The 26,208-nt window shown below is 63.0% G+C and carries 24 protein-coding genes and 1 pseudogene; 12 read left to right on the plus strand and 13 right to left on the minus strand.

Annotation, left to right across the window (positions count from 1 at the left end):
• The first annotated feature begins 12 nt into the window (after positions 1-12).
• Together SAZ10_RS06580 and SAZ10_RS06585 are read left to right on the plus strand one after the other, a co-directional pair.
• Positions 13-981 (plus strand): nucleoside hydrolase, encoded by a 969-nt coding sequence (locus SAZ10_RS06580; RefSeq protein ID WP_318608383.1) that lies wholly within the window; start codon positions 13-15, stop codon positions 979-981.
• Between the two features lie 7 nt (positions 982-988).
• Positions 989-2,404 carry a DUF4269 domain-containing protein gene (locus SAZ10_RS06585; RefSeq protein WP_318608384.1) on the plus strand — a complete coding sequence of 472 codons (1,416 nt, stop codon included), beginning with the start codon at positions 989-991 and terminating at the stop codon, positions 2,402-2,404.
• A 124-nt stretch (positions 2,405-2,528) separates the two neighbouring features.
• Here SAZ10_RS06585 and SAZ10_RS06590 read toward each other — a convergent pair whose 3' ends face one another.
• The 4 genes from SAZ10_RS06590 to SAZ10_RS06605 all read right to left on the minus strand — a co-directional run bounded on the left by SAZ10_RS06590 (position 2,529) and on the right by SAZ10_RS06605 (position 7,218).
• Positions 2,529-3,782 (minus strand): O-antigen ligase family protein, encoded by a 1,254-nt coding sequence (locus tag SAZ10_RS06590; protein ID WP_318608385.1) that lies wholly within the window; start codon positions 3,780-3,782, stop codon positions 2,529-2,531.
• The gene (locus SAZ10_RS06595) at positions 3,779-5,320 is read right to left on the minus strand and encodes an undecaprenyl-phosphate glucose phosphotransferase (protein WP_318608386.1); all 1,542 of its coding nucleotides are present in this window, start codon (positions 5,318-5,320) and stop codon (positions 3,779-3,781) included. The genes SAZ10_RS06590 and SAZ10_RS06595 overlap by 4 nt, the downstream gene beginning before the upstream one ends.
• 175 nt (positions 5,321-5,495) lie before the next feature.
• Positions 5,496-6,635, minus strand: coding sequence for a glycosyltransferase (locus tag SAZ10_RS06600; protein ID WP_318608387.1), 1,140 nt, complete (start codon positions 6,633-6,635; stop codon positions 5,496-5,498).
• 19 nt (positions 6,636-6,654) lie between these two features.
• The gene (locus SAZ10_RS06605; protein ID WP_318608388.1) at positions 6,655-7,218 is read right to left on the minus strand and encodes a polysaccharide biosynthesis/export family protein; all 564 of its coding nucleotides are present in this window, start codon (positions 7,216-7,218) and stop codon (positions 6,655-6,657) included.
• A gap of 245 nt (positions 7,219-7,463) precedes the next feature.
• Here SAZ10_RS06605 and SAZ10_RS06610 point away from each other — a divergent pair, with 245 nt between their 5' ends.
• Complete coding sequence (locus SAZ10_RS06610; RefSeq protein ID WP_318608389.1) at positions 7,464-9,638, plus strand: exopolysaccharide transport family protein; 2,175 nt, start codon at positions 7,464-7,466, stop codon at positions 9,636-9,638.
• An 85-nt stretch (positions 9,639-9,723) separates the two neighbouring features.
• Here SAZ10_RS06610 and SAZ10_RS06615 read toward each other — a convergent pair whose 3' ends face one another.
• A complete protein-coding gene (locus tag SAZ10_RS06615) occupies positions 9,724-10,932 on the minus strand; it encodes a GNAT family N-acetyltransferase (protein ID WP_318608390.1) in 1,209 nt (402 codons plus the stop codon).
• Positions 10,933-11,027: 95 nt separating this feature from the next.
• On the opposite strand from SAZ10_RS06615, the gene SAZ10_RS06620 reads away from it, so the two are divergent.
• Together SAZ10_RS06620 and SAZ10_RS06625 are read left to right on the plus strand one after the other, a co-directional pair.
• Positions 11,028-12,086: a polysaccharide deacetylase family protein gene (locus tag SAZ10_RS06620; RefSeq protein WP_318608391.1), complete on the plus strand. Its 1,059-nt coding sequence runs from the start codon at positions 11,028-11,030 to the stop codon at positions 12,084-12,086.
• 198 nt (positions 12,087-12,284) lie between these two features.
• Positions 12,285-13,463: an MFS transporter gene (locus SAZ10_RS06625; protein ID WP_318608392.1), complete on the plus strand. Its 1,179-nt coding sequence runs from the start codon at positions 12,285-12,287 to the stop codon at positions 13,461-13,463.
• Between the two features lie 27 nt (positions 13,464-13,490).
• Here the strand turns inward: SAZ10_RS06625 and SAZ10_RS06630 are convergent, their stop codons facing one another.
• Positions 13,491-13,706 carry a DUF2842 domain-containing protein gene (locus SAZ10_RS06630; RefSeq protein ID WP_318608393.1) on the minus strand — a complete coding sequence of 72 codons (216 nt, stop codon included), beginning with the start codon at positions 13,704-13,706 and terminating at the stop codon, positions 13,491-13,493.
• A 119-nt stretch (positions 13,707-13,825) separates the two neighbouring features.
• Here SAZ10_RS06630 and SAZ10_RS06635 point away from each other — a divergent pair, with 119 nt between their 5' ends.
• Positions 13,826-14,914: a COX15/CtaA family protein gene (locus SAZ10_RS06635; protein ID WP_318608394.1), complete on the plus strand. Its 1,089-nt coding sequence runs from the start codon at positions 13,826-13,828 to the stop codon at positions 14,912-14,914.
• Here the strand turns inward: SAZ10_RS06635 and SAZ10_RS06640 are convergent.
• From SAZ10_RS06640 to SAZ10_RS06665, 6 genes are all read right to left on the minus strand, one after another.
• On the minus strand, positions 14,904-15,743 hold the full coding sequence (locus SAZ10_RS06640; protein ID WP_318608395.1) for an aminoglycoside phosphotransferase family protein: 840 nt from the start codon (positions 15,741-15,743) through the stop codon (positions 14,904-14,906). The two genes, SAZ10_RS06635 and SAZ10_RS06640, sit on opposite strands and share 11 nt — an antisense overlap.
• Positions 15,744-16,676: an N-acetyl-gamma-glutamyl-phosphate reductase gene (gene argC / locus SAZ10_RS06645; protein ID WP_318608396.1), complete on the minus strand. Its 933-nt coding sequence runs from the start codon at positions 16,674-16,676 to the stop codon at positions 15,744-15,746.
• 138 nt (positions 16,677-16,814) lie between these two features.
• Complete coding sequence (gene speB, locus SAZ10_RS06650; RefSeq protein ID WP_318608397.1) at positions 16,815-17,762, minus strand: agmatinase; 948 nt, start codon at positions 17,760-17,762, stop codon at positions 16,815-16,817.
• A 191-nt stretch (positions 17,763-17,953) separates the two neighbouring features.
• Positions 17,954-18,427, minus strand: coding sequence for a 30S ribosomal protein S9 (gene rpsI, locus SAZ10_RS06655; protein ID WP_318608398.1), 474 nt, complete (start codon positions 18,425-18,427; stop codon positions 17,954-17,956).
• A 1-nt stretch (position 18,428) separates the two neighbouring features.
• The gene (gene rplM, locus SAZ10_RS06660; RefSeq protein ID WP_318608399.1) at positions 18,429-18,893 is read right to left on the minus strand and encodes a 50S ribosomal protein L13; all 465 of its coding nucleotides are present in this window, start codon (positions 18,891-18,893) and stop codon (positions 18,429-18,431) included.
• A 229-nt stretch (positions 18,894-19,122) separates the two neighbouring features.
• Entirely contained in the window at positions 19,123-19,602 is a 480-nt protein-coding gene (locus SAZ10_RS06665; RefSeq protein ID WP_318608400.1) for a PaaI family thioesterase, read from the minus strand.
• Positions 19,603-19,750: 148 nt separating this feature from the next.
• Between SAZ10_RS06665 and SAZ10_RS06670 the strand changes: the two genes are divergently transcribed.
• The 5 genes and pseudogenes from SAZ10_RS06670 to SAZ10_RS06690 all read left to right on the plus strand — a co-directional run bounded on the left by SAZ10_RS06670 (position 19,751) and on the right by SAZ10_RS06690 (position 23,244).
• A complete protein-coding gene (locus SAZ10_RS06670; RefSeq protein ID WP_318608401.1) occupies positions 19,751-20,572 on the plus strand; it encodes an enoyl-CoA hydratase in 822 nt (273 codons plus the stop codon).
• Positions 20,573-20,574: 2 nt separating this feature from the next.
• A pseudogene (locus SAZ10_RS06675) lies at positions 20,575-20,993 on the plus strand (VOC family protein); the annotation flags it as partial.
• A 3-nt stretch (positions 20,994-20,996) separates the two neighbouring features.
• Positions 20,997-21,518: a CoA-binding protein gene (locus tag SAZ10_RS06680; protein ID WP_318608476.1), complete on the plus strand. Its 522-nt coding sequence runs from the start codon at positions 20,997-20,999 to the stop codon at positions 21,516-21,518.
• 78 nt (positions 21,519-21,596) lie between these two features.
• Complete coding sequence (locus SAZ10_RS06685; RefSeq protein ID WP_318608402.1) at positions 21,597-22,880, plus strand: O-acetylhomoserine aminocarboxypropyltransferase; 1,284 nt, start codon at positions 21,597-21,599, stop codon at positions 22,878-22,880.
• A gap of 19 nt (positions 22,881-22,899) precedes the next feature.
• Entirely contained in the window at positions 22,900-23,244 is a 345-nt protein-coding gene (locus SAZ10_RS06690) for a cupin domain-containing protein (RefSeq protein WP_318608403.1), read from the plus strand.
• A gap of 400 nt (positions 23,245-23,644) precedes the next feature.
• Here SAZ10_RS06690 and SAZ10_RS06695 read toward each other — a convergent pair whose 3' ends face one another.
• Positions 23,645-24,880 (minus strand): cytochrome P450, encoded by a 1,236-nt coding sequence (locus SAZ10_RS06695; RefSeq protein ID WP_318608404.1) that lies wholly within the window; start codon positions 24,878-24,880, stop codon positions 23,645-23,647.
• 74 nt (positions 24,881-24,954) lie between these two features.
• On the opposite strand from SAZ10_RS06695, the gene SAZ10_RS06700 reads away from it, so the two are divergent.
• Positions 24,955-26,163 carry a phosphotransferase family protein gene (locus SAZ10_RS06700; protein WP_318608405.1) on the plus strand — a complete coding sequence of 403 codons (1,209 nt, stop codon included), beginning with the start codon at positions 24,955-24,957 and terminating at the stop codon, positions 26,161-26,163.
• Positions 26,164-26,208: the final 45 nt, after the last annotated feature.

A 26,208-nucleotide genomic window follows, 5' to 3' on the forward strand; every position in this document is an offset into this window, starting at 1 on the left:
CAAGGAAGCAAGATGCCCATCAAAGTCATCGTGGATACAGACACCGGCATCGACGATGCCATGGGCTGCGTGCTGGCTCTTAATTCACCTGAACTCGAGGTGGTCGGCATGACAAGCGTGTTCGGCAACGTCAGCGTGGAGCTGACAACCGAGAACACCGCCTATGTGCTCGAACTGTTCGATCGCACCGATATCCCGCTCGCCAGGGGCGCGGCGGCCGGCTTCGTCGGTAAGCCAAGCTTTTCGCCATATGTCCACGGCGATGACGGTGTGGGTAACGCCAACTTTCCAAAGTCCACACAGGTAGCGATCGATCCGCGGCACGCAGCTCAGTTGATCGTCGATCTCTGTCGTGCGAATCCCGGCCAGATCACCATCATCGCCCTAGGTCCCCTGACCAACGTGGCGTTGGCCCTGGCCATCGAGCCTAGGTTACCCGAGCTTTGCCCGCGCGTGGTTTGGATGGGCGGGGTTGTCTACGCCAGGGGGAACGTCACCCCGGTCGCCGAAGCCGACGCCTGGCACGACCCGGAAGGCGCTCAGATAGTGCTCCAACAGCGCGGCTGGCGGGTCGACATGGTCGGTCTCGATGTGACCGAGCCGTGCGTGATCCGGAGAGAGCACCTCGAGCGCCTCCAAAGGTCGGACGCCAAGGCTGCACAATACGTTGCGCGTATCACGCCGTTCTACATGGACTTCTATTCCCGCGTCTTGGGCGAATATGCGTGCGCGGTCCACTCGGCCTTGACTGTGGCGATCGTTGCGCAGCCAGAACTCGTGCTGGAATCGGTCAAGCTGCCGATCCAGGTCGAACTAACCGGCAGCCTGACGCGGGGGATGACGGTTGCGGATCGTCGAATCGGCGCAACCAATGGCGGCGGCGGCAGCGACTGGCGCGATGTGCCTCTCACTCACGTACCGACAAAGGTCGACGATGACGCCTTCCGCGCCATGTTCCTTGAGCGGCTGACGGGCGGCTAAGGGCTATATGTCCTCCTCGATTGCCTTCATCGGTCTTGGTGCCATGGGCCTGCCGATGGCGAATACTTTGGCTCGGTCCGGGCTTCAGGTGCGGGCTTGGAGCAGGAAGCGGCCGGCCGCCCTGGATGCGACTGTCACCTGGTGCGACGATGGACTCGCCTGCGTAAACGGCTGTGACTTCGTAATTCTCATGCTGACGGACGCTCACGCTGTCTCCGAAGTGCTGTTCGAGCGTGATTTTGTTGCCAGCATGCGCCGCGGCACAATCGTCGTCGACATGGGCACGACCGGTATTGAGCACGCGCGAGCCACGGCGGCGCGGCTGACGCCCCTGGGTATCGACTTTGCGGATGCTCCCGTGTCGGGTGGCACGGACGGAGCATCCCGGGCTGCTCTGACGATCTTTGTCGGCGCCGACGAGCGGATCCTACCTCGCCTGTCGAGTGTGCTGGCGAGGATGGGCATCCTGCATCACCTCGGCCCGGTTGGCTCCGGGCAGGCGGCAAAACTCGCAAATCAGATCGTTGTAGGCATCAACATTGCAGCTGTTGCCGAAGCCGTGCTGTTCGCCGAAAGCGTCGGCGTCAATGCCTCAAAACTGCTTGTGGCGCTGGAAAGGGGGTTTGCCGACAGCACGGTCCTGCGCACTCACGGGCCGCGCATCGCGACGCGCGATTTCAGCGCGGCGGGGGCCCTACGGCTGCACCTGAAGGACCTGAAGCTGGCAGAAGCAGCTTGGCCCGGTGACTTTGGCGATCTTCGGCATGCGGAGCGAGTTATGAGAGACTTTCTGCACCTTGCCGATAGCGGTGACGGACATCTCGACCATTCCGCTTATATCCGCACATACGAAATCTCCGCCGAGGACGAACTCCGGCCAGAGCGACCTGACTTTTCAGAGGTTCTCGCCGAAACTGAGCTAATCAAACACCTGGCGGATTTTCGTCCTACTGTCGTCGGGACGCCACCTCTTCGCCTGGACCTTGCGGCAAGCGACATCGACGTGATCTGCCAACACTCTGATCCGGCGGAGTTCTGGAGCGTCGCTTACGCAGCATTTGGAAATGCCGAAGGCTTCGAGGCGTGGCAATGGGTTGGCTCGTGCCGTCCCACCGTAATCCGCTTCGTGCACCGGGGCTGGTTCGTTGAGATCTTCGGATCACCTGAACCAATTGAAAACCAAAACGGCTGGCTGCATTTCGAGGCCGAGCGAAGATTGCTGATGCTGTGGGGTGAGCCGTTGCGCCGCCGGGTGATGGCGCTGCGAAGACAGGGGCTGAAGACTGAACCGGCGTTCGCGCGCGCTCTAGGTATCCCGGGTGACCCGTATGAAGCCCTGGCAAGCCTCGTTCGAGGGGGCGGCTCTAGAGCCGAGCTGGCGGCGCCGTGCGGAAACCAACGCTCTGACCAGGTCGAGCGTTAGCTGCCGGGATCTGACAGGCGACGACCCCGCGATGAGTTCGACTTGGCGGGAGCCGAGCAGTTCAGTACTGCGCTACGCTCCGAACCGCGCAAAGCAGATAGTCTCGACGGTCATGCCGCAAGCGCTAGTTGGGAGATAAGCTTCGTCCGAGCCGCAGTGCCCGCTGGTGACGGTACTCGAGGGCCATGCAGCCCCAGAGCATGCCGAGCAGCATGTAGAAATGCCGCCAGTGGTCGGTATCGATGATCGTGCCGAGGAAGACGTGGCCGACGAAGACGACATAGACGCACAGCAGGTAAGGTTGCCATGGCCGATCGCGGAATAGCTGCCTGAAGCCTGCCGACAGCGTCCAGCCGATCATTGTTGCCCACGACACGAAGCCCAGCCAGCCATAATCCATCAGCGCCTTCAGCCAGATGTCGTGCGTGTCCTCGCCATAGATGGTGCCGAACACCAGCGGGCCGATCCCGAACGGATGCTCGAGCGCCAGCTGGAAGCCGATGACATAGCGGGCAAAGCGGCCGAGGCGGGCGCTGTCATAGTCCTGGGCGAGCTGGGCGCGGCTCAGGAAGAATTGGTCGACGCCGGGAATCTGCAGGATGGCGACAATGGCAAGAAGCAGCAGTCCGACCGCGAGGACGCTCATCACCACGATGCGCAGCCTGAACATGCCGCTCGCGGTCTGCAGGAAAAGCCCGGCAATCAGCAGGATGGCCGCTGCCGCAAAGAGACCCCAGGCGCCTCGCGAGAAGGAGAAGAAGATGCCGCCGGCAAGAATGAGCAACGGTATTGCGTAGAGCGGCATGTTCGCAATCGAGCCAGTCATCAGCCGATAGAGCATGAAGATTGTGGGAAGGACCAGGAAGGGGCCGAACACGTTCGGGTCTTGGAAGGCGCCCGCTGCGCGATCGTAGCGCGTGAACGCTTCCGCGCCCGGAAAGGCATGAAAATAGCCTGCAATGCCCAGCGCCGCCGTGCAAACCGCAGCGAGGACCCATGCCCTGAAGATGACATGGAACAGATCCGGCTGCGCCTCGGTGACCGCAGCGAAGAAGACCGCGGTGAAGGCAAGGAAGAGCGAGACAGCCAGATAGAGCGGGGTATTGGCGAGATCCGCCATCTGCGTCATCGCAATCATGCCGCCGATATTGAAAACGACGAGCAGCACGAGCAGCGGCAGAACCGGCTTCGAAATGCGCAGCCCGAACAGCGCCCAGACCGCAATCAGCCCGGCCATGTAAAGCTCGTAGGGCGCCGGCTCGTTGAGCACGAAGCCCGACAGGAGCACGCCGAGCGAGATCGCGCCGGTGGTGATCAGCGAAATCAGCTTGGCGTTGACCGCCGAGGCGGGGAGTGCGGGTGAGGCGGCTGCGCTCAATACGCGTTCCCGGAGGTGAGCAGCCGGACCGGTGTCAGGAACATGATCTTGAGGTCGAGCCACAGCGACCAGTTCTCGATATAGAAGAGGTCGAATTCGGTGCGCTTCTTGATCTTCTCGTCGGTGTCGATTTCACCGCGCCACCCGTTGATCTGCGCCCAGCCGGTTACGCCGGGCTTGACGCGGTGGCGGGCAAAATAGCCGTCGACCACCTCGGTATAGAGCAGGTTCTGCGTCTGCGCGTATACGGAGTGCGGACGCGGGCCGACCAGCGAGAGCGAGCCGAACAGCGCGTTGAAGAATTGCGGCAGCTCGTCGATCGACGTCTTGCGGATGAAGCGCCCGACGCGGGTTACGCGGGGATCGTTCTTGGTAACTGCATTTCTTGCCGTCGGATCCGACTGCTCGACATACATCGACCGGAACTTGTAGACCTCGACAACCTCGTTGTTGAAGCCGTGTCGCTTTTGCCGAAAGATCACCGGACCCTTGCTGTCGAGCTTGATGGCGATTGCAGTCGCCAGCATTACCGGTGAGAAGAGGACGATGCCGATCAGGCTGAAGACGATGTCGAAGGCGCGCTTGGCGACCGAATCCCAATCGTTGATCGGCTTGTCGAAGATGTCGAGCATTGGCACCGAGCCGAGATAGGAATAGGAGCGCGGCCGGAAGCGCAACTGGCTCGAATGAGCCGACAGCCGGATGTCGACCGGCAGCACCCAGAGCTTCTTAAGGAGCGAAAGCACCCGCGTTTCGGCCGTGAGCGGGAGCGAGACGATCAGCATGTCGATCCGCGCGATGCGGGCGAATTCGATGAGCTCCGCGATATTGCCGAGCTTTGGATAGCCGGCCACGACCGGCGGCGAGCGCCGGTCGTCGCGGTCGTCGAAGATGCCGCAGATGCGGATGTCGTTGTCGGCCTGCATCTCGATCGAGCGGATCAGCGATTCCGCGGCCTTGCCGCCGCCGACGATCACCGCGCGGCGCTCGATGCGGCCGTTGCGCGTCCAGCGCCGGATCATGCGCGACAGTATCAGGCGCAGTCCGAAGAGCAGGACGAAACCGGTGACGAACCAGCCTCCGAACCACAGTCGCGAGAAGTCGGACGAGACCTTCATGAAGAAGCCGGCAAGCGCGAGCAGCGCGAAAGCGCCCGACCAGACGAGTAGCAGCCGGCCTGCGGTCTGCACCGGCTTGAGCAGTGCCGACATCTGATAGCAGTCGGTGAACTCGAGCAGGATCACAGTGAGCAGCGAACTGCCGAAGATGATCGCCAGGTAGTGCCAGATAAGATGTGTAGTGACGCCGACATAGATGGTGCCGAGAACCAGGCCGGAAATGAACAGCAGGTTGAACTCGACGAGGCGAAGCACGCCGCTCACCATGACCGGCGACATCGTATCGCGGCGATATTGGCTGGCAACCTGGCGCGCCACGCTGTTCAACGTCACGCTGCCCGTTTTCGCGGCGCCGGAATCGTCCTCGAACCTGCGGACCGCATCCATGGAAAAGCGAAGAGAGGGATCGATCTCGTTCATCGCGCGCTCGTCAAAATGCGCGCGTTCTCTAGCAAAAAGCGGCTAAGAAACCCTTGCAGCCTTCGTTCGAATGTTTACGGCGTCGCGCCGAAAGCTGGACGCCGGCTTTCGACAAAAGCAATGCGGAACAGAAAGCTAAAGCAAACCGCCTGATTTCCAGATCACCAAGTTTGCTTTAGCGCTTTGTTCGATCGAGAACGCCGAAATAAACATCCTCGATGTGTTTGGCCATGACTGCCGCGCTGAAACGCGCGCTGAGCTCGTCCGCGCTTGGCATCAGGGATCGATAACGGGATAGGTCGCCGGCGGCGGTCGCCATTGCCAGCGCGATCTGCTTTGCGACCGGCGGAACCAGGGCAGGGGAACGCGAACCCAGAATTTCGGGGATGCCGCCGACAGCGCTGACGATCATCGGCATCCCTGCCGCCAGCGCTTCCAGCACGATATAGGGCATCGCTTCGGCTCGCGACGGCACGACGATGATTTCTGCGAGCGCGAAGGCCTGCCGCGCTTTCATGGGTTCGTAGAAGGCGACGCGATCAGCAAGCCCGAGCCTGGCGACCTGCTCCCTGTATTTTGGAAGATCGTCGCCCGCACCCACCATGACGGCGCGAAGCTGTCGACCGACAAGCTTCTCCGCGCCTGCGAGCGCATCGATGAAAAGATCCGGGCCCTTGAGGTCGCGCATCATTCCTATGTAGAGGAAGTCCGCCGCGCCTGTCTGGGGCGGCACGACCTCGAACTCGGCCTCGCTGAGCCCGTTATAGACGAGGCTGTTCGGGATCGGCGGCTCGCCGACCTTGCGCCGATAGGCGCGTCGCTCGTAGTCGGAGACGAACAGCAGATGGTCGGTGAAGCGGCTCATCAGCCGCTCGAGTCCGAAGAAGATCTTCCCTACCGATGTCGTCTCGTCATAGTGCAGGCTGCCGCCATGCGGCGAATAGAGGCGGGCCACGCGAGACCTTGAAACCCGCAACAGTGAGCCGAAAAGACGTGCATAGACGCCGCCCTTGGCGCCATGGCCGTGAAGCACGTCCGGCTGCAATTTTTTGATGATCCTGTAGGTACGCCAGGCGGAAGCGATGTCGCCCGGGCCGATATGGCGCTGCATCGGCGTGCGGCGAATGCCGAGCTTGAGCATGCCCTCCATTTCCTGGAAGAGCCTCTCCTCATACGGGCCGCCGGTCGTGGAATCGCAGACGATCCCGACCTCATGACCGTCGGCGACCTGCGTTTCGGCAAGGTCGCGCACATGGCGGAAGATGCCGCCGACGGGGGAACGGAAGCAGTGGACAATACGGAGCTTCCTCGTCACGGCAGGTTGCGACGCATGATCAGAAAAGTCGTTCGCGCACGTAGATCGTATCGCCCGGCAGAAGCGGGTCGGAGGTGATTACCCGTCCGGTCATTACCTTTCCGTTGATGTCTCGCGTGACATCCACATCGCCCTGATAGGCGCGGGGCGAGAAGCCGCCCGCTGCCGCGATCGCCTTCTGCACGGTCATGCCTGGAACATAGGAATACTGGCCGGCCGCGCCGACCTCGCCCATGACGAAGATGGGCCGGTAGCGATCCATCTCCACTGTCACATCCGGATCGCGGAGATACCCGTTGCGCAGCTTCCCGGCGATCGCGCCTTCGAGCTGCTGCATGGTGTAGCCGCGCGCCGGCACGGCGCCGATCAGAGGGAAGGCGAGATAGCCGGACTGGTCGACACTATAGGTGTTGGTGAGGCTTTCCTGCTCGAACACCGTCACGCGCACGCGGTCGCCGGCTCCCAGCCGGTAAGGCTGGTTGAGCGCTTGATTGAATGCGGCGGGCGCCGGGCGATAACCGGAACAGCCGGCAAGCAGCGCGGCAACCAGGATAGCATTGAGCAGCAGAAAAAGGCGCTTCATCACTCGACAGGACTTTCAAGCTCGAAGCCGGGTGTGGCCCGGCGCCTCGCGGATGGCCCGTTATCATCCTGTTAGGGTTAATGGCCGGTAAAGCGGCCGCAAGCGGGAGTTGCGTCGGCCGATGCGTGACCCGAGAGCCCGCGTTACCTGGCCGAAGCCAAATCGAGCAGTGCCTCCGGGCTCCTTAACTGCTGAGTTACCATACGGGTTTACGATGGGGTCGGACCGTGTAGGAGTACGAATGCATGTCGGGTGGCTATGCGACTGCCAGCGACGTCGACGTTGATCTGCGCAGGCTCTTCGGGAGCCTCGCGAGCAATTGGCGCCGTATTCTCGCCGTAGCATTGATCGCCACCGGCGCGGCCTTTGCCATCGCCTGGCTCGCCACCCCGCTTTACAAGGGCGAGACGCGCATTCTTATCGAGACGCGTGAGTCGGTATTCACCCGGCCCAATGCGGGCACCGACGCCGACAAATCCGTCCTCGACGAGGAGGGGGTGACCTCGCAGGTCGAGGTGATCACCTCGACCGACATCCTGAAGCAAGTCGCGCAAAGGCTTGACTTGTCTAAGCTTCCGGAATTCGACGAGGCGGCGGACATGTCGCTGTTCAGCCGCGTCATGGTGATCGTCGGGCTGATGAACGATCCCAACGAGATCCCGCCCGAAGAGCGGGTGCTGAAGCGCTTTCGCGAGAAGCTGAAGGTCTATCGCGTCGAGAAGTCGCGCGTGATCGTCATCGAGATGTCTTCTGAGAATCAGGAGCTCGCCGCGAAGATCCCGAACGCAGTCGCGGACACCTATCTCGCCGTGCAGCGCGACGCCAAGCTGCAGTCGAACGCCGACGCAACGGAGTGGCTTGCGCCGGAGATCGCCGACCTCACGAAGCGGGTCAAGGACGCCGAAGCCAAGGTAGCCAATTTTCGTGCGCAATCGGACCTTCTGATCGGCCAGAATAATTCGGTGCTGGCGACGCAGCAGCTCTCGGAGATCTCCAGTGAATTGTCGCGGGTGCGCGCCAGCCGCGCCTCCGCAGAGGCGACTGCGGAAAGCCTGCGTGCGGCATTGAAGAGCGGTGCCTCGCTCGACGCGCTGCCGGAAGTGCTGTCGTCCGAGCTGATCCAGCGGCTGCGTGAACGCCAGGTTCAGCTGAAGGCTGATATCGCCGACCTTTCCACCACGCTGCTCGATAATCATCCGCGCATCCGCGCGCTGCGCTCGCAACTCGCTGACCTCGATGCCCAGATCCGTGCCGAGGCTCAGAAGATCCTGAAGAGCCTCGAGACGCAGGCACAAACTGCGCAGTACCGCGAAAAACAGCTGATGACGGATCTCAATACGCAGAAGGCGGCGTCTGCGCAGGCGGGCGGCGACGAAGTCGAGCTGCGCGCTCTGGAGCGCGAGGCGGCAGCGCAGCGCGAGCTGCTCGAATCCTACCTGACCCGCTACCGTGAGGCTTCTTCGCGCAAGGATCGCAGCTACCTGCCGGCGGACGCCCGAATCTTCTCGCGCGCCGTCGTTCCGGCCGAACCCTATTTCCCGAAGATCATTCCGATCGTCAGCGCGGCATTCGTCGGCTCCTTGCTCGTCATGGCAATCATCACGCTGCTGCAAGAGCTCTTTAGCGGTCGCGCCATGCGCCCTGCCGCCGGCTCGCGATTCGAGCCGGTGCCAGAGGTCGAGATGCCGGCCGTGCGTGAGGAGCAGCCCGCGTCGGCAGAAGCATCACGACAGCCCGAAATCGTAACGGATGTCGTTTCGCCAGTTGCGAAGGCAGAGCCGGTCGAGCCGGAGCCCGCCGCACCGGCCGCTGCGCCAGGCATGGGCGAGATCAGCGTCGAGTCCGCGGCCGACAGGCTGATCGCCCGCGGTGCGGCGCGTGCGATCTTCGTCTCGCCGGAGGGTGACGAAGCGGCGGCGACGGCGGTGCTCGTGGCGCGCGAAGTAGCCGATGCAGGCCTGCGCGTTTTGCTCCTCGATCTCACCGCCTCCGGAGCGGCGTCTCAGCCGATGCTGGAAAGCGGCGCCTATCCCGGTGTCACCAACCTGCTTGCCTCGGAGGCGCAGTTCGCCGACGTGATCCACGCCGACCTCTATTCGGATTGCCACGTGATCCCGGTGGGCACCGCAGACCCGGTCCGCGCCATGCGCGCCGCAGACCGCTTGCCGATCATCATGGATTCGCTGACGACCGCCTATGACGTGGTCGTCGTCGAATGCGGTCCCGCCGATCCCGAATCCATTGGACGGCTGGTCGGGTCAGGGACGGAGATCCTGGTGAGCGTGCTCGAAACCGACGACAGCACCGTGACTGAAGCCGCCAAGCGGCTCGAGGCGAACGGCTATGAGGGCGTGACGCTGGTCACGCCGGTTGGTTACGTGCCGCCGCGCCCACCATTGTCTGGCCGCAACGCAGCTTGAGCGACGGCCCATCAGCGCTTCTTTGAAACGCACGCGGCACTACACACCCCGGCGGATGACGGCCGGACGCTGATCTCAGCCAACTTCAGTCGTCCGCAGTTTCCGCCCGCGCTGCGGTCTTCTTCCTGAACGTCTTCACCAATTTCCAGGTCAGACGGTTGCTTTTGACAAAGGTCTTCAGCCGCGTCGCCCCGCGCATCGCGGCCGCATATGCCCGGCCCTTGACCGACAGCGGCACCAGCGCATTGAACTGGTGGATCTCGAGGTCGCACCACAGCCGTTTGTAGGGCTCGTCGCCGACGCTGAAGTCGTAGACGGACAACCCATCCCTGCAGGCCTCTTCGATATTGTCGAAGAACAGGAATTCTCCTGGGCTGGCGAATGCCATGTCATCGTCCGCTATCGCGCCGAACTCGCAGATGAGCCGGTCCGCGCAGCGGCTGGAGCCTGTAACCGCGCGGATCTTGCCGCAGACCTCGAGCCCGTGGAGCATGAAAGGCGGTTTCGGCTCCTTCAGCGCTTCAGCAAAGATGGTGCGGAAGAATGCCTGCACTTCCGGCTCTGCGAAAACATTGGCAATGCCTGCCTTGCGAAAGCGGACCTCCTTCATGGCGAAGAAGGCGTCGAGCAGCACGTTTGCTTCCGCTTCGGTCTTTGCTTCAATGCGTCGGAAGCCGCCTGCCGCTTCGAACTTGCGCATCTGCGAACGGTGTTTCTTGCGCTTGCGCTTACCGCTGGCACGGCCAAGCAGCGCCTCGAAGCCGCCCGTCAGGTCCACGGCAAGCGACAGGTTGGGGCTCTGAATATGCGGCAGAAGCAGGAGCGGATTGCGCACCCCGCCGATCCCTGCTGCCAGACGCTCCAACGCAATGACGTCGATATCCGGCCGCGCCTTTCCGATCGCGGCGACGACCGCATAGATGTCGGCAGAGGTCGCGGCGTTCGCGAAGGCCGCGCTTACAGGCGGCATGTTGCCGTTGGCATGACGTCCGCTCATGAACGCCGCGACGCGCAACGGTCCCCTCCTGACGATTTCGAGCGCGACCGAAAATGCCGGCTGGCCATCACGGGTGAGCGTCGCGACGATGACCTCCGGACGGAGGTTCTTCACCCAGCCTGTAATCCAGGTCGGGCTCTGCGACGGGGAGAAGACGCCCCGGCGGGCGAGATCGGCATAAGCGGCGAGCCCCGCTTCGGTTATCGACCCGACGCTGACTTCCGGTTCACTCTGCCTGGTGATCAGTTGCTGACGCAGTTCCGGCACGCTTTGAAGTGGAGCGGCCGTATCAACCATACTTCAATCCTTCACGCGTAGCTTTCGGGGCGCCTAGCCGCTGCAGCAGCGCAATCCACTTACGCTGCAAGACCTTACGGGCAAAAGGTGAAGGAATGATCGACAGGGGGGAAGCGCTCCGGAAGCTGGCGCTCATCTTGGCCAGATTCTCGGGCCTTGCTCCGCTGGCGCGGCCATTCGCCTCCGGCATCGGCGCGATCCTGATGCTGCATCGCGTCACCGCGCACCCGCAAAAGCCGAACGGCGTCAATCGGCACCTCAATATCGCGCCGCATTTCCTCGACATTGTAATCGCGGATATGAAGCGCAGCGGCTATGTGTTCGTGTCGATCGACGAGGCGATCGACCGGATCGTCGCCAGGAAGCATACGGAGAAGTTTGCGACGATCACCGCGGACGATGCCTATCGTGACAACCTCACCGAGGCGTTGCCGGTTCTCGAGAAGCACGAGACGCCGATTACGATCTACGTCGCGCCTTCGTTGATCAACGGCACCTCCGATCTCTGGTGGGAGCTGGTCGAGGACATCGTGGCCGCTCGTGACTATATTTACCTGCCGACGGCGGATGGGCGGGTACGGCTCGACTGCTCGACCCCATCTCGGAAATGCGAGTCGAATGGCTTCCTCTTTGACTACCTCACACAGAAGGTGAGGGAGGAAGAGCAACGCGATATCGTGCGCGGGCTTGCGGCGTCGGTGGGGGTCGATTACGAGCAGCCGCGCCGCGACACGCTGATGACCTGGGAGGAGGTGCGCACCGTTGCCGGCCACCCGCTGGCCACCATCGGCGCCCACACGGTGAATCACTACAACCTCAAGCGGCTGTCGGAAGAGAAGGCCTACGGCGAAATGGCCGAATCCGCTGAGATCCTCAATTTCGAGCTCGGCGAAACGCCGCGGCACCTTGCTTATCCCTATGGTTATGCGACGGCCGTCTGCAAGCGCGAGGTGAGGCTCGCCAAGGCGGCCGGCTTCATCTCTGCGGTGACCACCCGGCACGGCGTGCTGCGCGCCGAGCATGCCGAGCATCTTCACGCGCTGCCGCGCATCTCCGTCAATGGCCGCTACCAGAACTTAGGCCATATCCGCACAATGCTGTCGGGGCTGACGACGCCGCTCGCCAATTCCGGCAAGATGCTGGTGACCGTGTAGCAGGGCAGGGCGCCGCTGCGGCCACAAGTACCCGCAGATTCCGGGCAACAGCTTGCACCCCAAGCCGGTATCAACTATAGGTGGCGTATCGACAGAGGAATGTCCTCGATGGCCGGGATCATAGTCATCGCGTAAGACGCGCCGCTCGGTCGGCTTCCCAGCCGGCCTCTTCCCTTCCACATTCCCCGGTCGATTCTCATGGCATTTTTGGGAAATGGCGCGATCAATCGCGTCAATCTGCATTCAGGCATCCAGGCGCTCGCACAAGGCGCCGGCGGTATCTTCTTCATGGTGTTCCTGCTCCACGCAGGTGTGTCGGCGCCGGCGGCGCTGCTGGCCCAAGCCGCGATCGTGGCCGGGCGCTTCGTGCTCCGGCCGCTGCTGTTGCCCCTCGCCACGCGTTGGGGTCTACGGCCGCTTCTGATCACGGGTACATTGGGCATCGCGCTGCAGTACCCGCTGCTCGCCGAAGTGCAGGGGATCGACGGCGCGCTCTTTGCGCTCTGCATCGTCTCCGCGATCGGCGACATCTTCTACTGGCCCTCCTACCATGCCTACTTCGCGGCAATCGGTGACGCGGAGCACCGTGGGCACCAGATCAGCGCGCGCGAGGCGCTTGTCGCTGTGGTTGGCATCGTTGCTCCTCTGCTCGGCGCGTGGGCGCTGGTAACGCTCGGTCCGCGCTGGATGTTCGCCGGGGTCGGTCTCGTTCAGGCAGCGGCTGCCATTCCGCTGCTCGGCGTCGCCGATGTCACTGTCAAGCGGCTGGCGCCCGGTGCGCTCCGGGCAGCCTCGCTCGGCACGATTCTCATGGCCATCGACGGCTGGTTCGATGGTTGCTTCATCTTCGTCTGGCAGATTGCGCTTTTCGTTTCGCTGGGGGAAAGCATGACCGCATATGGCGGCGCGATGGCGCTCGCAGGGCTCGTGGGCGCGGCCTGCAGCCTGCTGCTCGGGCGACATATCGATGCCGGGCATGGCCGCCGCGCAGTGGCTATCGCTGGCCTGGCGGCTGCGCTGCTGGTGCTGCTGCGCGCTGCAAGCCTTCACTTGCCCTGGCTCGCCGTCACGGCCAACGCGCTCGGTGCGCTGATGTTTCCGCTGCTCATCCCGGCGCTCGGGACCGCGACCTACAACATGGCTAAGTCCTCACCGTGTCCCTTCCGTTTCCAGATGGTGACGGAGGGCGGCTGGGACGTCGGCTGCTTCGGCGCTTGCCTGATTGCGGCAGCACTCTCCGCATCAGGTGTGCCGCTGGCGATCGGTATCCTGCTTGGTCTGCCGGGTATCGCTTTGGGGATGGCGCTGCTGTGGCGCCACTACGGAACTCGCGGCGTTGGCGGAACCGTGGCCGTCGAGACGCTGCAAAACAGATAGCGCGGTCCTTGGCGCAAATGGAGCGGTTTAGTTGCGCGGCTTCGGCTCGCGTACCATCCATTTGATGAGGCCCATCGCCGGCAACACCCAGAGCAGGCCAGACACCAGGAAAAAGATGAGGTGGACGACTGGCCCGGATTCGGCAAGACGTGCGGCTGCGACCGTGGTCGCGGCCAGCGCGTAGACGATCACCAGTGCGACAAGCAGCACCGTGCCGATGAGCTTCTTCAGGCGGATAGGCATGGGAACCCTTTAACATCAAAGGCGAGAAGCGCAAGCTTTGCCGGGCCCCGAGCGGCGCGACGGCATGTCGCCACGGCTGAAGCTTGCAAGCCGCATCATGTTCGTTCACTGAGGCAGCCATGACCGCAATTGCAGGAATTGAAACGCCTTTCGCCACGCGCGATCGCGAGGTGCGCAACCGCGCGCTGGTGCGCGGCTGGCTTTATGTCGTGCTCCTCGTGATGTTCACGCTCTTTCTGGTCGGCGGCGCGACACGGCTCACCGATTCCGGCGTGTCGATCACCGAATGGCAGCCGATCCACGGCGTCATCCCGCCGCTGTCGGAAGCCGAATGGCAGGAGGAGTTCGTCAAGTACCAGCAGATCCCCCAGTACACGCAGCTCAACCAGGGCATGAGCCTTGAAGAGTTCAAGACGATCTTCTGGTGGGAATGGGTGCACCGTATCCTGGCGCGCAGCGTCGGCGTGATTTTCGCCTTGCCGCTGCTGTTCTTCTGGGCGACCGGGCGGATCGAGCGGCGGGTCTTGCCCAAGCTCGTCTGGCTTCTTTTGCTCGGCGGCCTGCAAGGCGCGGTTGGTTGGTGGATGGTGGCCTCGGGGCTAGTCGACCGGACCGACGTCAGCCAGTACAGGCTCGCGACCCACTTGCTGCTGGCCTGCCTGATCTTCACGGCAACCATGATCGTGGCGCGCGGGCTCGCCCCGCACAGCGAGGCTCCTGCACCCCGAACGACGCAACGTTTCGCAGGTATCCTCGTCGTGCTTATTCTCGTCCAGATCTATCTCGGTGCGTTGGTGGCCGGCCTTAATGCCGGTCTCTCCTACAACACCTGGCCGCTGATGGACGGACGAGTGATCCCCGGCGACCTCTTTGTACTCGGCTGGCGCAGTCTGTTCGAAACCCCGAAGACGGTGCAGTTCATTCACCGCTGCGGTGCTTACGTCGTCTTCGCCGCCGCGCTTTGGCACATGATAGTGACGCTCCGCCGCGAACCGGGGACCACGCATGCCCGTCGGGCCGTTGTGCTCTTCCTGCTCGTCTCGTTGCAGGCGGTAATCGGTATCACGACCTTGATGATGCAGGTGCCGCTGCATCTGGCGCTTACACACCAGGCGGTCGCCTTGATCTTGCTCGGCTTCGCCGCCGCGCACTGGCGCGGCACCCAGGGCAGCTATCCCTTGGAAACCGAGGTCTCGGTCAAGAGCTGAAGCGCACCGCGCGGATGGCAGCAGCTACCGCCAGTTCGCGGGCTTCGTCCTTTCGATTGCCATCCTCTCCATGCCATGCCGCCGAGAGGCAGCCATAGGCGATCGCATGATCGAGAATGATGCGAACGTCCTGTCCGAGCGTGCCGGCAAGGACAGCAGCCATGGAGGCGATCCGTTCGGGAGCGAGGCAAAGGTCGTCGCGCTCGAGCGGGTTATAGAAGAGATTGGCCGCATCGAAGCCCGGATCGCCAATCACCCCTTTCGGATCGATCGCCAGCCATCCGCGCGGCCCGTGCAGGATGTTCTCGTGGTGAACGTCACCGTGTAGCGGGCGCACATCATGTGGATCAGCCAAAAGCCTTTGGGCGATCTCGGCGGCTTCGACATAGAGGCTGTCCTCACCTGCATTGCGATCGGCCTGGGCCTTCCTGAAGAGGCTCCGGAAGCGCTCGGCGAGCGCCTGAAGGTCAGGCGGGGGAGGGTATTGCGATGGCGAGTGAAGCCTGGCGATCACCTCTGCCGCAATCTCGGTCGCAGCCGCGTCGCCGTGCTCGTTGAGATCGTCGACGAGCATCCGCTCGCCGGCATATTCGAGCAGCATCTGCTGGCCTTCGACGTCGAGGAGCCTGACCATTCCTTCGCCTCGGCGCCATTTGAGCAAATGCGCGCCGCGCAATTCGTCCTCCACGTCGTCGAAGGGCTTCAGGCTCTTGACGATGCCGATGTCACCATCGCCGAGCCGCACCTTCCAGATGCGACTTGAGAAAGTCTCCGCAATCAGGGTGGGATCGCTGACGTTCCAGCGATCCGGAAAGAGCGGCTGATCCATTCAGCCCGGTAGGCCGAGCATCAGGTCGAGGTTCTGCACGGCCGCGCCGGATGCGCCCTTGCCGAGATTGTCGTAGACGGCGACGAGCAGAGCCTGGGCGCGCTTGTCGTTCGCAAAGACATGGAGCCTCATGCGGTTGGTGTCGTTGTAGCTTTCCGGGTCGAGCGCGGGAGTGCGCTCGACGGGCTCGAATGGCGCGACCTCGACGGCGCTGTCCTTGATACCTGCATAGTGGTCGGCGATTGCGGCATGCAGCTCGGCCCCGGTAGGTACGCGCTCCAGCTCGCCGAGCTGCAGCGGCACCATGGTCACCATGCCCTGCGCGAAATTGCCGACGACCGGCTGCATCAGCGGGTCGCGGGCGAGCCCTGCATATTTCTTCAGTTCAGGCACATGCTTGTGCTGGAAGGTGAGTCCATACGGCAGGAACTCGGGCGCATCCTCACCCTGGCTGACATAGGTGTCGATCATCGAGCGGCCGCCGCCGGTGTAGCCCGAGATGCCGTTCATGGTGACCGGGAAATCGGGCGGAAGCAGCCCGGCCGTGACCAGCGGGCGCAACGTGGCGATCGGACCTTGCGGCCAGCAGCCGGGATTGGCGACGCGCCTGGCGGAGGCGATCGCCTTGCCCTGATCCCTGTCCATCTCGGCGAAGCCATAGACCCAGCCGTCGGCGACGCGATGCGCGGTTGAGGCGTCGATCACGCGGGTGTTGTCATTGGCGATCAGCGACACGCTCTCGTTGGCTGCATCGTCCGGCAGGCAAAGGATTGCGACGTCCGCGGCGTTGAGGAACTCGGCGCGCGCGGCCGCTTCCTTGCGGCGCTCGGCCGGCACCGAGATGATCTCGATGTCGTCGCGTCCCGCCAGCCGGGTCCGAATCTGCAGGCCGGTCGTGCCATGCTCGCCATCGATGAAGATTTTCGGTTTCATGCCAATCCTGTGCATTCCAGTCGAAAGTCCATATGCTGGCTCTGGGGACAGTTTACCTTTTTTCCGTGGATAGGCTGCGGCTGTTGTCAGCTTGTCGCTGTAGGAAAAAGTAAACTGTCCCCAGCTCCCTTCTAAGTCTCAAGCCCGCGCCTTTTTCTCCGCGAGCAGGCCAAGATAGTACATCGCCACCGTCGAGCCCGCGATTGCCGTGATATCGGCATGATCATAGGGCGGTGCAACCTCCACCACATCGGCGCCGACAATATCGACCTTGGTGAGCTGCCTCAGCACCGACAGTATCCTGGCGGTGCTCGGGCCTCCGGCGACCGGCGTGCCTGTGCCCGGCGCGAAGGCCGGATCGAGGCAGTCGATGTCGAACGTGACATAGGTCTTGCGGCCGTCGGTGCGCTCGGTGATCGCATAGGCGATATCGGAGGCGCGCATTTCCTCGATCTCGTGGCCGTACAAGATCTTGATGCCGAAATCCTCCGGCGCATGCGTTCTGATACCGATCTGGATGGAGCGGTCAGGGTCGATGATGCCCGCGCGCACCGCGCGCGCCACGAAGGAGCCGTGGTCGATGCGCTTGTCGCTGTCGAACCAGGTGTCCTGATGCGCGTCGAACTGCACGAGAGCCAGTGGCCCGTGAACGGCCGCATGCGCTTTTAAGAGAGGCCAGGTGACGTAATGATCGCCGCCGAGCGAGAGCAGGAACGCCCCCGATTTGAGCAGCTTCGTCGCCTCGCGTTCGATCGTGGCCGGCGTCGCCTGATGATTGCCGTAATCGAGCCGGCAATCGCCGTAATCGACCACTGCGAGCTCGGCGAAAAGGTCGCGATTGAAAGGGTATTGGGGGTCGTTGTCGAAGATGACGGAAGCACGGCGGATCGCCTGCGGACCGAACCGGGATCCCGGCCGGTTCGATACGGCCGCATCGAAGGGAATGCCCCAGACCACCGCGTCCGCGCCCTTGACGTTCTTCGTGTATTTGCGGCGCATGAAGGAAAGTGCGCCCGCATAGGTCGGGTCGCTGGCGCGGCCAAGCATCCTGGTCGCGGTAAAGGAATGATCGATCGTCGCCGGCATCTGACACCCACTCTCGTTTCAGGGCCCTTATTCGATATTCTTCCTGGAATTGCGACCCCTTTCCTCCTTGCTTTTCATCCCCCAGTGAGCCGCGCTTCGGTTGCGCCGGGACAGTCGCGCCAAAACCTCGTCCCCAAATGAAAAGGCCGCCCGGAGGCGGCCTTCCCAAAGACAATCCGATCCAGACGCGCTTAGCGCTTCGAGAACTGGAAGGAACGGCGGGCCTTCGCCTTGCCGTACTTCTTGCGCTCGACCGTGCGGCTGTCGCGGGTGAGGAAGCCGCCCTTCTTGAGCACCGAGCGCAGGCCCGGCTCATAATAGGTGAGCGCCTTGGAGATGCCGTGGCGCACTGCGCCTGCCTGGCCGGAGAGGCCGCCGCCGGTCACCGTCGCGATGATGTCGAACTGACCGTCGCGGTTGGCAGCGACGATCGGCTGCTTGAGGATCATCTGCAGCACCGGCCGTGCAAAATAGGCCACGAATTCCTTGTCGTTGACGGTGATCTTGCCGGAGCCGGGCTTCACCCAGACGCGGGCAATGGCGTCCTTGCGCTTGCCGGTTGCGTAGGCGCGACCATGCTTGTCGAGCTTCTGCTCATGCACAGGCGCAGCCGCTTCGGGCTTGGCGACGGTGCCGAGATCGGCGAGGGAGGAGAGATCGGCCATATTACGAAGCCCTCTTGTTCTTGGCATTCAGCGCCCCGACGTCGAGCGTCTCGGGCTGCTGGGCGGTGTGCGGATGTTCAGCGCCTGCATAGACGCGGAGATTCTTCATCTGGCGACGGCCGAGCGGCCCGCGCGGGATCATGCGCTCTACGGCCTTTTCGACCACGCGCTCAGGAAAGCGGCCCTCGAGCAGCTGGCGAGCGGTGCGCTCTTTCACGCCGCCGGCATAGCCGGTGTGCCAGTAATAGACCTTGTCGGTATACTTCTTGCCGGTCAGGACGACCTTGTCGGCATTGATGACGATGACATTGTCGCCGTCATCGACATGCGGGGTAAAGGTCGGCTTGTGCTTGCCGCGCAGACGGTTGGCGACGATGGTGGCGAGACGGCCGACGACGAGACCCTCGGCGTCGATCAGCACCCACTTCTTCGTCACCTCCGCAGGCTTCTGCGAGAAGGTTTTCATGGAACAGTTCTCTCGGTTGGACCATCCAGTCCCAATTGGAACAGGAAGGCGTTTCTTGTTGCTTGGATTTGAGGGTGGCCGGGCCACCCGCCAAAAAAATGAAACGGCGGCCGTTGCGGGCCGCTGTTCCGGCGGGGCTTATAGGAGAGGAGCGGATCGACGTCAAGCGCTGCTGTGCGGCAATGCTACGAGAATGCGTAGGAAAAACAATCGAGTAGCGCCAGCGGTATCATTTTACCGCATTTCTGGCACGCCTTGGCGGTATCGAATACGTTCCGACAGCATGGGCGACAGTCTCTCCGCCGGGACCGGCAACCATGTCGACGTCGAACACCATCAGGCTTTTCCCGAGCTTCAGGATGCGGCAATGGCCGTCGATCGGCCCGGCCTCGGTCTTGCGCATGAAGTTGATCGACAGGTTGGTCGTGACCGACAACGCGTCCGGTCCGGCATGCGAGAGAACACAGACGTACCCGCCTATGTCGGCGAGCATGAAGAGCGCTGCGCCGGATACCGTGCCGCCGGGTCTTAGATGACGCTCCGTGGCGTTCAATCGGACCGTGCAGCCGCCCGGGAAGACCTCGATGGTCTGATAGGCCGCCGCATCATGCTGCGCGTCATGGTGGTTGAGTTGCGGAAAAGCCTCCGCCAGGAATACGTCCACTTCGGCGGCGTTGAGCTGAGGTTTCAGATTCGCATGAGGCGGCATCGCCGAGATCCCAATTTGCGCGGCCAAGACAGGACCGACTCAACTAGAACGTACATTGACGGCAACTTCTTCAATAGCGTGTGATTGGACCTTTCGTTGTCCGAATCGAGAGCCTATTCAGAACTGGCTTCGAACGAGGAGGTTCGTCTTGGCAGAAATCGTTGCAATCAAGCGCGCGGCAGCGGCGGGACCGGTGACAGTCTCGCGCGAGCAGTCGGCGCTGATCATGACCTTGTCCAATCCGCCGGCCAACGCGCTCTCCCTTGCCGTGATCGGCGAGCTCCACAACGCGATTGACACAGCCCGCAACGACAAATCGGTACGCGCCGTGGTCCTCGCAGCCGCCGGCAAGGTCTTCTCGGCGGGCCATGATCTCAAGGAGATGACGGCACATCGAAGTGACCCGGACCGGGGCAGGGCATTCTTCAAGGAGACGATGGATCGCTGCGCGGCGTTGATGCAGGCGATCGTCACTTATCCGAAGCCGGTGATCGCCGAGGTGGACGGGGTGGCGACAGCCGCCGGCTGCCAGCTCGTCGCCTCCTGCGACCTCGCTTTCGCCAGCGAGCACGCCACCTTTGCGACGCCGGGCGTCAATATCGGCCTGTTCTGCTCGACGCCGATGGTCGCGCTGTCGCGCAACGTCTCCCGCAAACAGGCAATGGAGATGCTGCTCACGGGCAACGCCATCGACGCCAAGACGGCGCGCGACTTCGGGCTGATCAACCAGGCGGTACCGCGCGACTACCTGCACAAGGTGGTCATGAAATATGTCGAGACTGTCGCCGCCAAATCGCCGCTGACGCTCAGGATCGGCAAGGAAGCCTTCTACCGACAGGCGGAGATGAGCCTCGCCGACGCCTATCGTTACACCAGTGAGGTGATGCTCGAGAACATGCTGGCGCGGGACGCCGAAGAGGGGATCGGTGCCTTCATCGAGAAGCGCGATCCGAAGTGGTCGGGGGAATAGGAATGGAGCAGCGCGTCTCGATCATCACGCTTGGGGTCAAGGATCTCGACCGTGCCGTCGCCTTCTACGAGGCGATGGGGCTCACCCGTAACCAGGCGATCACTGAAGGCGTCGCTTTCTTCCAGATGGGCGGGGTGATCCTCGGGCTCTGGCCGCGCGCGGAACTCGCGAAGGACGCCGGCCTCGTCGATGACGGTCCGGGTTTCCAAGGCATAGCGCTAGCCTACAACACGCGCTCCGAAAGAGAGGTCGACGAGGTGCTCGCAGCGGCCGAGAAGGCCGGCGGCAGGATCGTGCGGGCTGCGCATCTGGCCTTCTTCGGCGGACGGCAGGGCTATTTGCCGATACGGAGGGCAATCTCTGGGAGGTCGCGCACAATGCTTCCTTCCCCATCGATGACGAAGGCCGCATCTTTCTGCCGCACATGAACCACGACAGCTATCCGGACGGCTACATCTCCGGAATCCTAAATTCCGTGTGCACCATCGCCATTGTGGGCGCGTCCCCGAACGACGTGCGGCCGAGTTTCTTCGTGCTGAAATACCTGCTGCAGAAGGGCTTCGAGGTATTTCCGATCAATCCAGGCCATGACGGCAAGGAGATTGCCGGGCGCAAAGTCTATGCCCGGCTTGCCGACATTCCCGTCGCCATCGACATGGTCGAGATATTCCGTGCCAGCGATGCCGTGCCGGGCATCGTCGACCAGGTGCTGGCGATGAAGCCGCGGCCGAAGGTGATCTGGATGCAACTCGGGGTTCGCCACGACGAGGCGGCGGCGAAGGCCGAGGCCGCCGGCCTCAAGGTCGTGATGAACCGCTGCCCGAAGATCGAATACGGACGGCTTTCAGGCGAGATCGGCTGGAATGGTGTCAATTCGCGCGTGATCTCCTCGAAGAAGCCCATCATGCGGCCTGGCCTGCAGAAGCTTGGCCTGAAGGTGGGCTGATCGCTCCATTTCCTTTGCAATCCGCTGCAAGCTTCGCCATGAAAGGTGACCGATCTACGGTTTTCGAGGGAGACTTCCATGTCGCAGCGCACACCCGGCTTCAATACGCTCGCCGTCCACGCCGGAGCCAAGCCTGATCCTGTGACGGGGGCGCGCGCGACTCCGATCTATCAGACCACCTCCTATGTCTTCGACGACGTCGATCATGCTGCCTCGCTTTTCGGCCTGAAGTCGTTCGGCAACATCTACACGCGCATCATGAACCCGACGGCGGCGGTGCTGGAGGAGCGCATTGCCGCGCTGGAGGGCGGCACGGCTGGGCTCGCCACCGCATCCGGCCATGCCGCGCAGCTCCTGGTGTTCCACACCATCATGCGGCCCGGCGACAATTTCATCGCCGCGCGCAAGCTTTACGGTGGCTCTATCAACCAGTTCGGCCAAGCATTCCGCAACTTCGACTGGCAAGTGCGCTGGGCCGACCCGCGCGATCCGTCGACCTTCGAGAGCCAGATCGACGAGAGAACGCGCGGCATTTTCATCGAGAGCCTGGCCAATCCGGGCGGCGAATTCGTCGATATCGAGGTGATCGGCAATATCGCGCGCAAGCATGAACTGCCGCTGATCGTCGATAATACGCTGGCGAGCCCGTATCTCGTGCGTCCCATCGAGCATGGCGCCGATATCGTCGTGCATTCGCTGACCAAATTCATCGGCGGACACGGCAACTCGATCGGCGGCGCGATCGTCGACGGCGGCACTTTCAACTGGTCGAAATCCGGCAACTACCCGATGCTGTCCGAGCCGCGTGCGGAATATGGCGGCGTCGTGCTGCACGAGACTTTCGGCAATTTCGCCTTCGCGATCGCCTGCCGGGTGCTTGGCCTGCGCGATTTCGGTCCGGCAATCTCGCCCTTCAATGCCTTCCTGATCCTGACCGGTCTCGAAACTCTGCCGCTTAGGATGCAGCGCCACTGCGACAACGCACAGGCCGTTGCAGAATGGCTGTCGAAACACCCCAAGGTAGCCTGGGTCTCTTATCCCGGTCTGCCGGGCGACAAGAACCACGCAATGCAGCAGAAGTACTCGCCGCTCGGCGCCGGCGCGGTGTTCACCTTCGGGCTTACCGGTGGCTACGCGGCCGGCATCAAGCTGGTGGAGTCGCTCGAACTCTTCTCGCACCTTGCTAATGTCGGCGACACCAAGTCGCTGATCATCCATCCTGCCTCGACCACGCATCGCCAACTCTCCGACGAGCAGAAAGTCGCCGCCGGCGCGGGGCCGGACGTGGTGCGCCTGTCAGTCGGCATCGAGGATGTCGAAGACATCATCGCCGACCTGGAGCAGGGGCTGGCGAACGTCTGACGTGGCGGGCCGGAGGCCTATGAGCAGGTTTCGCAACATCGGCACGGAAGGCATCGAGGCGGAGACCGGCGCGCCCGCCGAGGGGCGCGTCATCTCGGGCGATCCGCGCTTCGCGACGTGGAACGTCGAAGAGGCCGAGGGCGGGCTCTATGCCGGCATCTGGGAGGCAACGCCCGGCAAATGGCGCATCGAATATGACGAATGGGAATTCTGCCACATTCTCGCAGGCGTCTCGGTGATCACTGAGGACGGCGGCGAGGCACGCACGGTGCGTGCCGGTGATGCCTTCGTCATGAGACCGGGGTTCAAGGGTAGCTGGGAAGTCATTGAAACGACCCGCAAGGAGTATGTGATCAGGGCTTAGTCCGCCGTCGGTCGCGCCTACTGGAACATCCCTCATCCGTCTCGGCGCTTCGCGCCGATCCACCTTGTCCCCTTCGTGGACGACCGGATCGCTGGCGGGAAAATCGAGCACGAAACCGGGCTGCGCCGTCTCTCCATCCCGCCATCGGCGAACACGCCACGCTTGAGGATGCCTTGCGCCTCGTGACGAACGCTGGTGCGCGCTGCCCATGTCGTCGACAGTCAGGCTCGCCCCATCGGCAGGTTGACAATGGAGAGAGTTGCCTCCGCGATCACCACACCTGTCCTGAGGAAGGCGTGCGGCCCTTGACCGCCGAAGCGGTTAGAAGCGCACGTCCAGCCTCTCCAACCCATGGAAATGATAGGCGTCGCGGTATTGCGGCCCTTGACCGCCGAAGCGGTTAGAAGCGCACGTCCAGCCTCTCCAACCCATGGAAATGATAGGCGTCGCGGTATTGCGGCGCTGCCGCGAGCCTGAGCGCCGGCAGCCGCTGGAACAGCACTTTCAGTGCCACCTGGAGCTCGATCCTGGCCAGCGGCGCGCCAATGCAGAAATGGATGCCCGCGCCGAACGAGACATTGCCGCCGTCGCTGCGGAAGGGATCGAAGCTGTTCGAATTGGTGAAACGCAGCGGGTCGCGATTGGCCGCACCGAGCATCAATCCGATGGTCTCGCCGAATTTGAAGCGCACGCCGCCCTCGAGCTCGACATCGGCCAGCGCATAGCGCGTGAACATGTGCAGCGGTGCGTCATAGCGGAGGCATTCCTCCACGGTCGCGGCGGTCTGCTGGTCCCCGGCGAACAGCCTTGTCGGCTCGATGCCGCTTTCGAGGATCGACTTCACTGCGTTGCCGGTCGTGTGGACCGTCGCCTCGTGACCGGCATTCAGGAGGAGGATAGCCGTCGACATGATCTCCTCGTCGTCGAGCCTCTGCCCATCGACCTCAGTGGTGATCATATGCGTGAGCAGGTCGTCCTTCGGCTGGCTCCGACGTTCGGCAATCACGCCGTTGAGATAGTCCATGAACTCGGCCGAAGCCTGGTTTGCATCGAGCTCGGTCTGATGCGTGACGCCGAACATATACATGGTCACCATGCGGTTCGACCAATTGACCAGCTGCATGGCCATCTCGGCCGGCAGCCCGATCATCTCGGCGATCACAATTGCCGGGATCGGTGCGGCGTAGGCCTTGATCAGCTCGACTTGCCCGTCCGCTTCGAAACCGTCGATCAACTCATTGGCCAGCCGCTCGATGCGGGGCCTGAGCTGCTCGACCTGCCGCGACACGAACGCCCTGTTGACCAAGGTCCTGAGCCGTGTGTGAGCAGGCGGCTCGAGATTGAGAAGCGAATATTTCTCGGTCTGGTCAAAGGCCGCGACATGCGGCTTCGGCTCGGGCAGTCCGAGCTGCTCGCGAGTTGCAAGATGCAGGATCTGCCGGCCGAAACGCTTGTCGCGAAGCAGCGCGTTGACCTCCTTGAAGCCCGCAAAGCACCAGTGGCCATAATTCTCCCAGAAAAAGACGGGCGCTGTTGCATGGAGCTCGCTGTAGAAGGGGTAGGGGTTCTGGTAGAAGGCTCTGTCGCGCGGCTCGGCCGAGGCGTGCGAATCTCGAGAGATCATGTAGGCGTGCATGCAAGTCGCTCCGGTTCGGCGGTCGTTATTGCACCTCCGCCTGCCGGTTCGGCAAGGGAACGTGTCGAGACTTTATGAGCCATAGGACAGAGCCTCCGCAGCGGATTGCCCAGCTTGTGCTCGTAACTCCGGATGGCGGGGTGGTGGGCAGCCTGCCGGGCGTGCCGGTCGAATTGCCATGGTGGCAAGAGGTGGAGTCGGTGGTGAGAGCCATCCGCGAGCGGCATGGCATCGACGTGATCGTGCTCCGGCTTCTCCAGGCATCCAGGAAAAGGCCGCATGGCGGCGACGTAGTCTATCTCGCCGAAGTCGCCGAACCCGTGGCGGCCAATCACTGGGCTGGGCGGCTTGAGCCGCACGCGCTTCGCCAGACCTATGCCGAGCCCGGTGGGCCTGCTGCCGATCTCGACTGGGCGATCTCCGTGATTCGTCGCCGGGGTATCCGTCCTAGCGGTGCGCCAGTTCAGATCCGCAGCTGGAACCTTTCCAGCATCTGGCGAATACCGGTCCATGGCGAGACGCTTTGGTTGAAGGTCGTGCCGCCGTTCTTTGCGCATGAGCCTCGTCTGCTGACAGCTTTGGCGGGCGAGCCGGTGCCGCGGCTGCTCGGCCATGACGGCGGCCGCATGCTGCTCGCCGAAATCCGCGGCGACGACCTGTACGAGGCCACGCTGCCCCGGCTTCTGGAAATGGTGACCCTGCTGGTTGGGATACAGGCATCGTGGGCCGGTCGCGTGGAGGAGCTGCAGGCGCTCGGCTTGCCCGACTGGCGTGGCCCGGCATTGGCTGCTGGGATCGCCGACGTCGTCGGGCGCAGGCGAGCCGAGCTTTCGCTCCATGATGCGGCGGTCCTCGACCGCTTCGTCAATGACCTGCCGCGCCGCTTTGCCGGGATCGAGGCCTGCGGTCTCCCGGACACGCTGGTTCACGGGGATTTCCATCCCGGCAACTTTCGCGGTACCGCAGATCGGCTCACGCTGCTCGACTGGGGCGACAGTGGCATCGGCCATCCCATGCTGGACCAGTCGGCTTTTCTCGGCCGTGTTCCGCCGGCGCACAGGGATGTGGTTCAGGCGCATTGGGTGAGAAGATGGCAGGTCGCATCGCCCGGCTCCGACCCGGCACGGGCCTCGCAGCTCCTGGCGCCGCTCGCCGCCGCCAGGCAGGCCGTTGTCTACCAGCGCTTCCTCGACAATATCGAGCCCTCGGAACACGTCTACCATCGCCACGATCCCGCCGACTGGCTGCATCGGATGCTGGCGCTGCTGTTGGCCGAAGGTTGATCGATTGCCAGTACCCTTTCCGAAACTGCTGTATGCACAGCGCAC

Source organism: Mesorhizobium sp. BAC0120, assembly GCF_033542235.1.
In the GTDB taxonomy this organism is placed as follows: domain Bacteria; phylum Pseudomonadota; class Alphaproteobacteria; order Rhizobiales; family Rhizobiaceae; genus JAWRCU01.

Bases quoted from the DNA above. Each gene is read 5' to 3' on its own strand.
- SAZ10_RS06580 (WP_318608383.1), top strand. From the start codon at position 13: ATGCCCATCAAAGTCATCGTGGATACAGACACCGGCATCGACGATGCC.
- SAZ10_RS06585 (WP_318608384.1), top strand. From the start codon at position 989: ATGTCCTCCTCGATTGCCTTCATCGGTCTTGGTGCCATGGGCCTGCCG.
- SAZ10_RS06595 (WP_318608386.1), bottom strand. From the start codon at position 5,320: ATGAACGAGATCGATCCCTCTCTTCGCTTTTCCATGGATGCGGTCCGC.
- SAZ10_RS06605 (WP_318608388.1), bottom strand. From the start codon at position 7,218: ATGAAGCGCCTTTTTCTGCTGCTCAATGCTATCCTGGTTGCCGCGCTG.
- SAZ10_RS06610 (WP_318608389.1), top strand. From the start codon at position 7,464: ATGTCGGGTGGCTATGCGACTGCCAGCGACGTCGACGTTGATCTGCGC.
- SAZ10_RS06615 (WP_318608390.1), bottom strand. From the start codon at position 10,932: ATGGTTGATACGGCCGCTCCACTTCAAAGCGTGCCGGAACTGCGTCAG.
- SAZ10_RS06620 (WP_318608391.1), top strand. From the start codon at position 11,028: ATGATCGACAGGGGGGAAGCGCTCCGGAAGCTGGCGCTCATCTTGGCC.
- SAZ10_RS06625 (WP_318608392.1), top strand. From the start codon at position 12,285: ATGGCATTTTTGGGAAATGGCGCGATCAATCGCGTCAATCTGCATTCA.
- SAZ10_RS06630 (WP_318608393.1), bottom strand. From the start codon at position 13,706: ATGCCTATCCGCCTGAAGAAGCTCATCGGCACGGTGCTGCTTGTCGCA.
- SAZ10_RS06635 (WP_318608394.1), top strand. From the start codon at position 13,826: ATGACCGCAATTGCAGGAATTGAAACGCCTTTCGCCACGCGCGATCGC.
- SAZ10_RS06640 (WP_318608395.1), bottom strand. From the start codon at position 15,743: ATGGATCAGCCGCTCTTTCCGGATCGCTGGAACGTCAGCGATCCCACC.
- argC (WP_318608396.1), bottom strand. From the start codon at position 16,676: ATGAAACCGAAAATCTTCATCGATGGCGAGCATGGCACGACCGGCCTG.
- speB (WP_318608397.1), bottom strand. From the start codon at position 17,762: ATGCCGGCGACGATCGATCATTCCTTTACCGCGACCAGGATGCTTGGC.
- rpsI (WP_318608398.1), bottom strand. From the start codon at position 18,427: ATGGCCGATCTCTCCTCCCTCGCCGATCTCGGCACCGTCGCCAAGCCC.
- rplM (WP_318608399.1), bottom strand. From the start codon at position 18,893: ATGAAAACCTTCTCGCAGAAGCCTGCGGAGGTGACGAAGAAGTGGGTG.
- SAZ10_RS06665 (WP_318608400.1), bottom strand. From the start codon at position 19,602: ATGCCGCCTCATGCGAATCTGAAACCTCAGCTCAACGCCGCCGAAGTG.
- SAZ10_RS06680 (WP_318608476.1), top strand. From the start codon at position 20,997: ATGAACCACGACAGCTATCCGGACGGCTACATCTCCGGAATCCTAAAT.
- SAZ10_RS06685 (WP_318608402.1), top strand. From the start codon at position 21,597: ATGTCGCAGCGCACACCCGGCTTCAATACGCTCGCCGTCCACGCCGGA.
- SAZ10_RS06690 (WP_318608403.1), top strand. From the start codon at position 22,900: ATGAGCAGGTTTCGCAACATCGGCACGGAAGGCATCGAGGCGGAGACC.
- SAZ10_RS06695 (WP_318608404.1), bottom strand. From the start codon at position 24,880: ATGCACGCCTACATGATCTCTCGAGATTCGCACGCCTCGGCCGAGCCG.
- SAZ10_RS06700 (WP_318608405.1), top strand. From the start codon at position 24,955: ATGAGCCATAGGACAGAGCCTCCGCAGCGGATTGCCCAGCTTGTGCTC.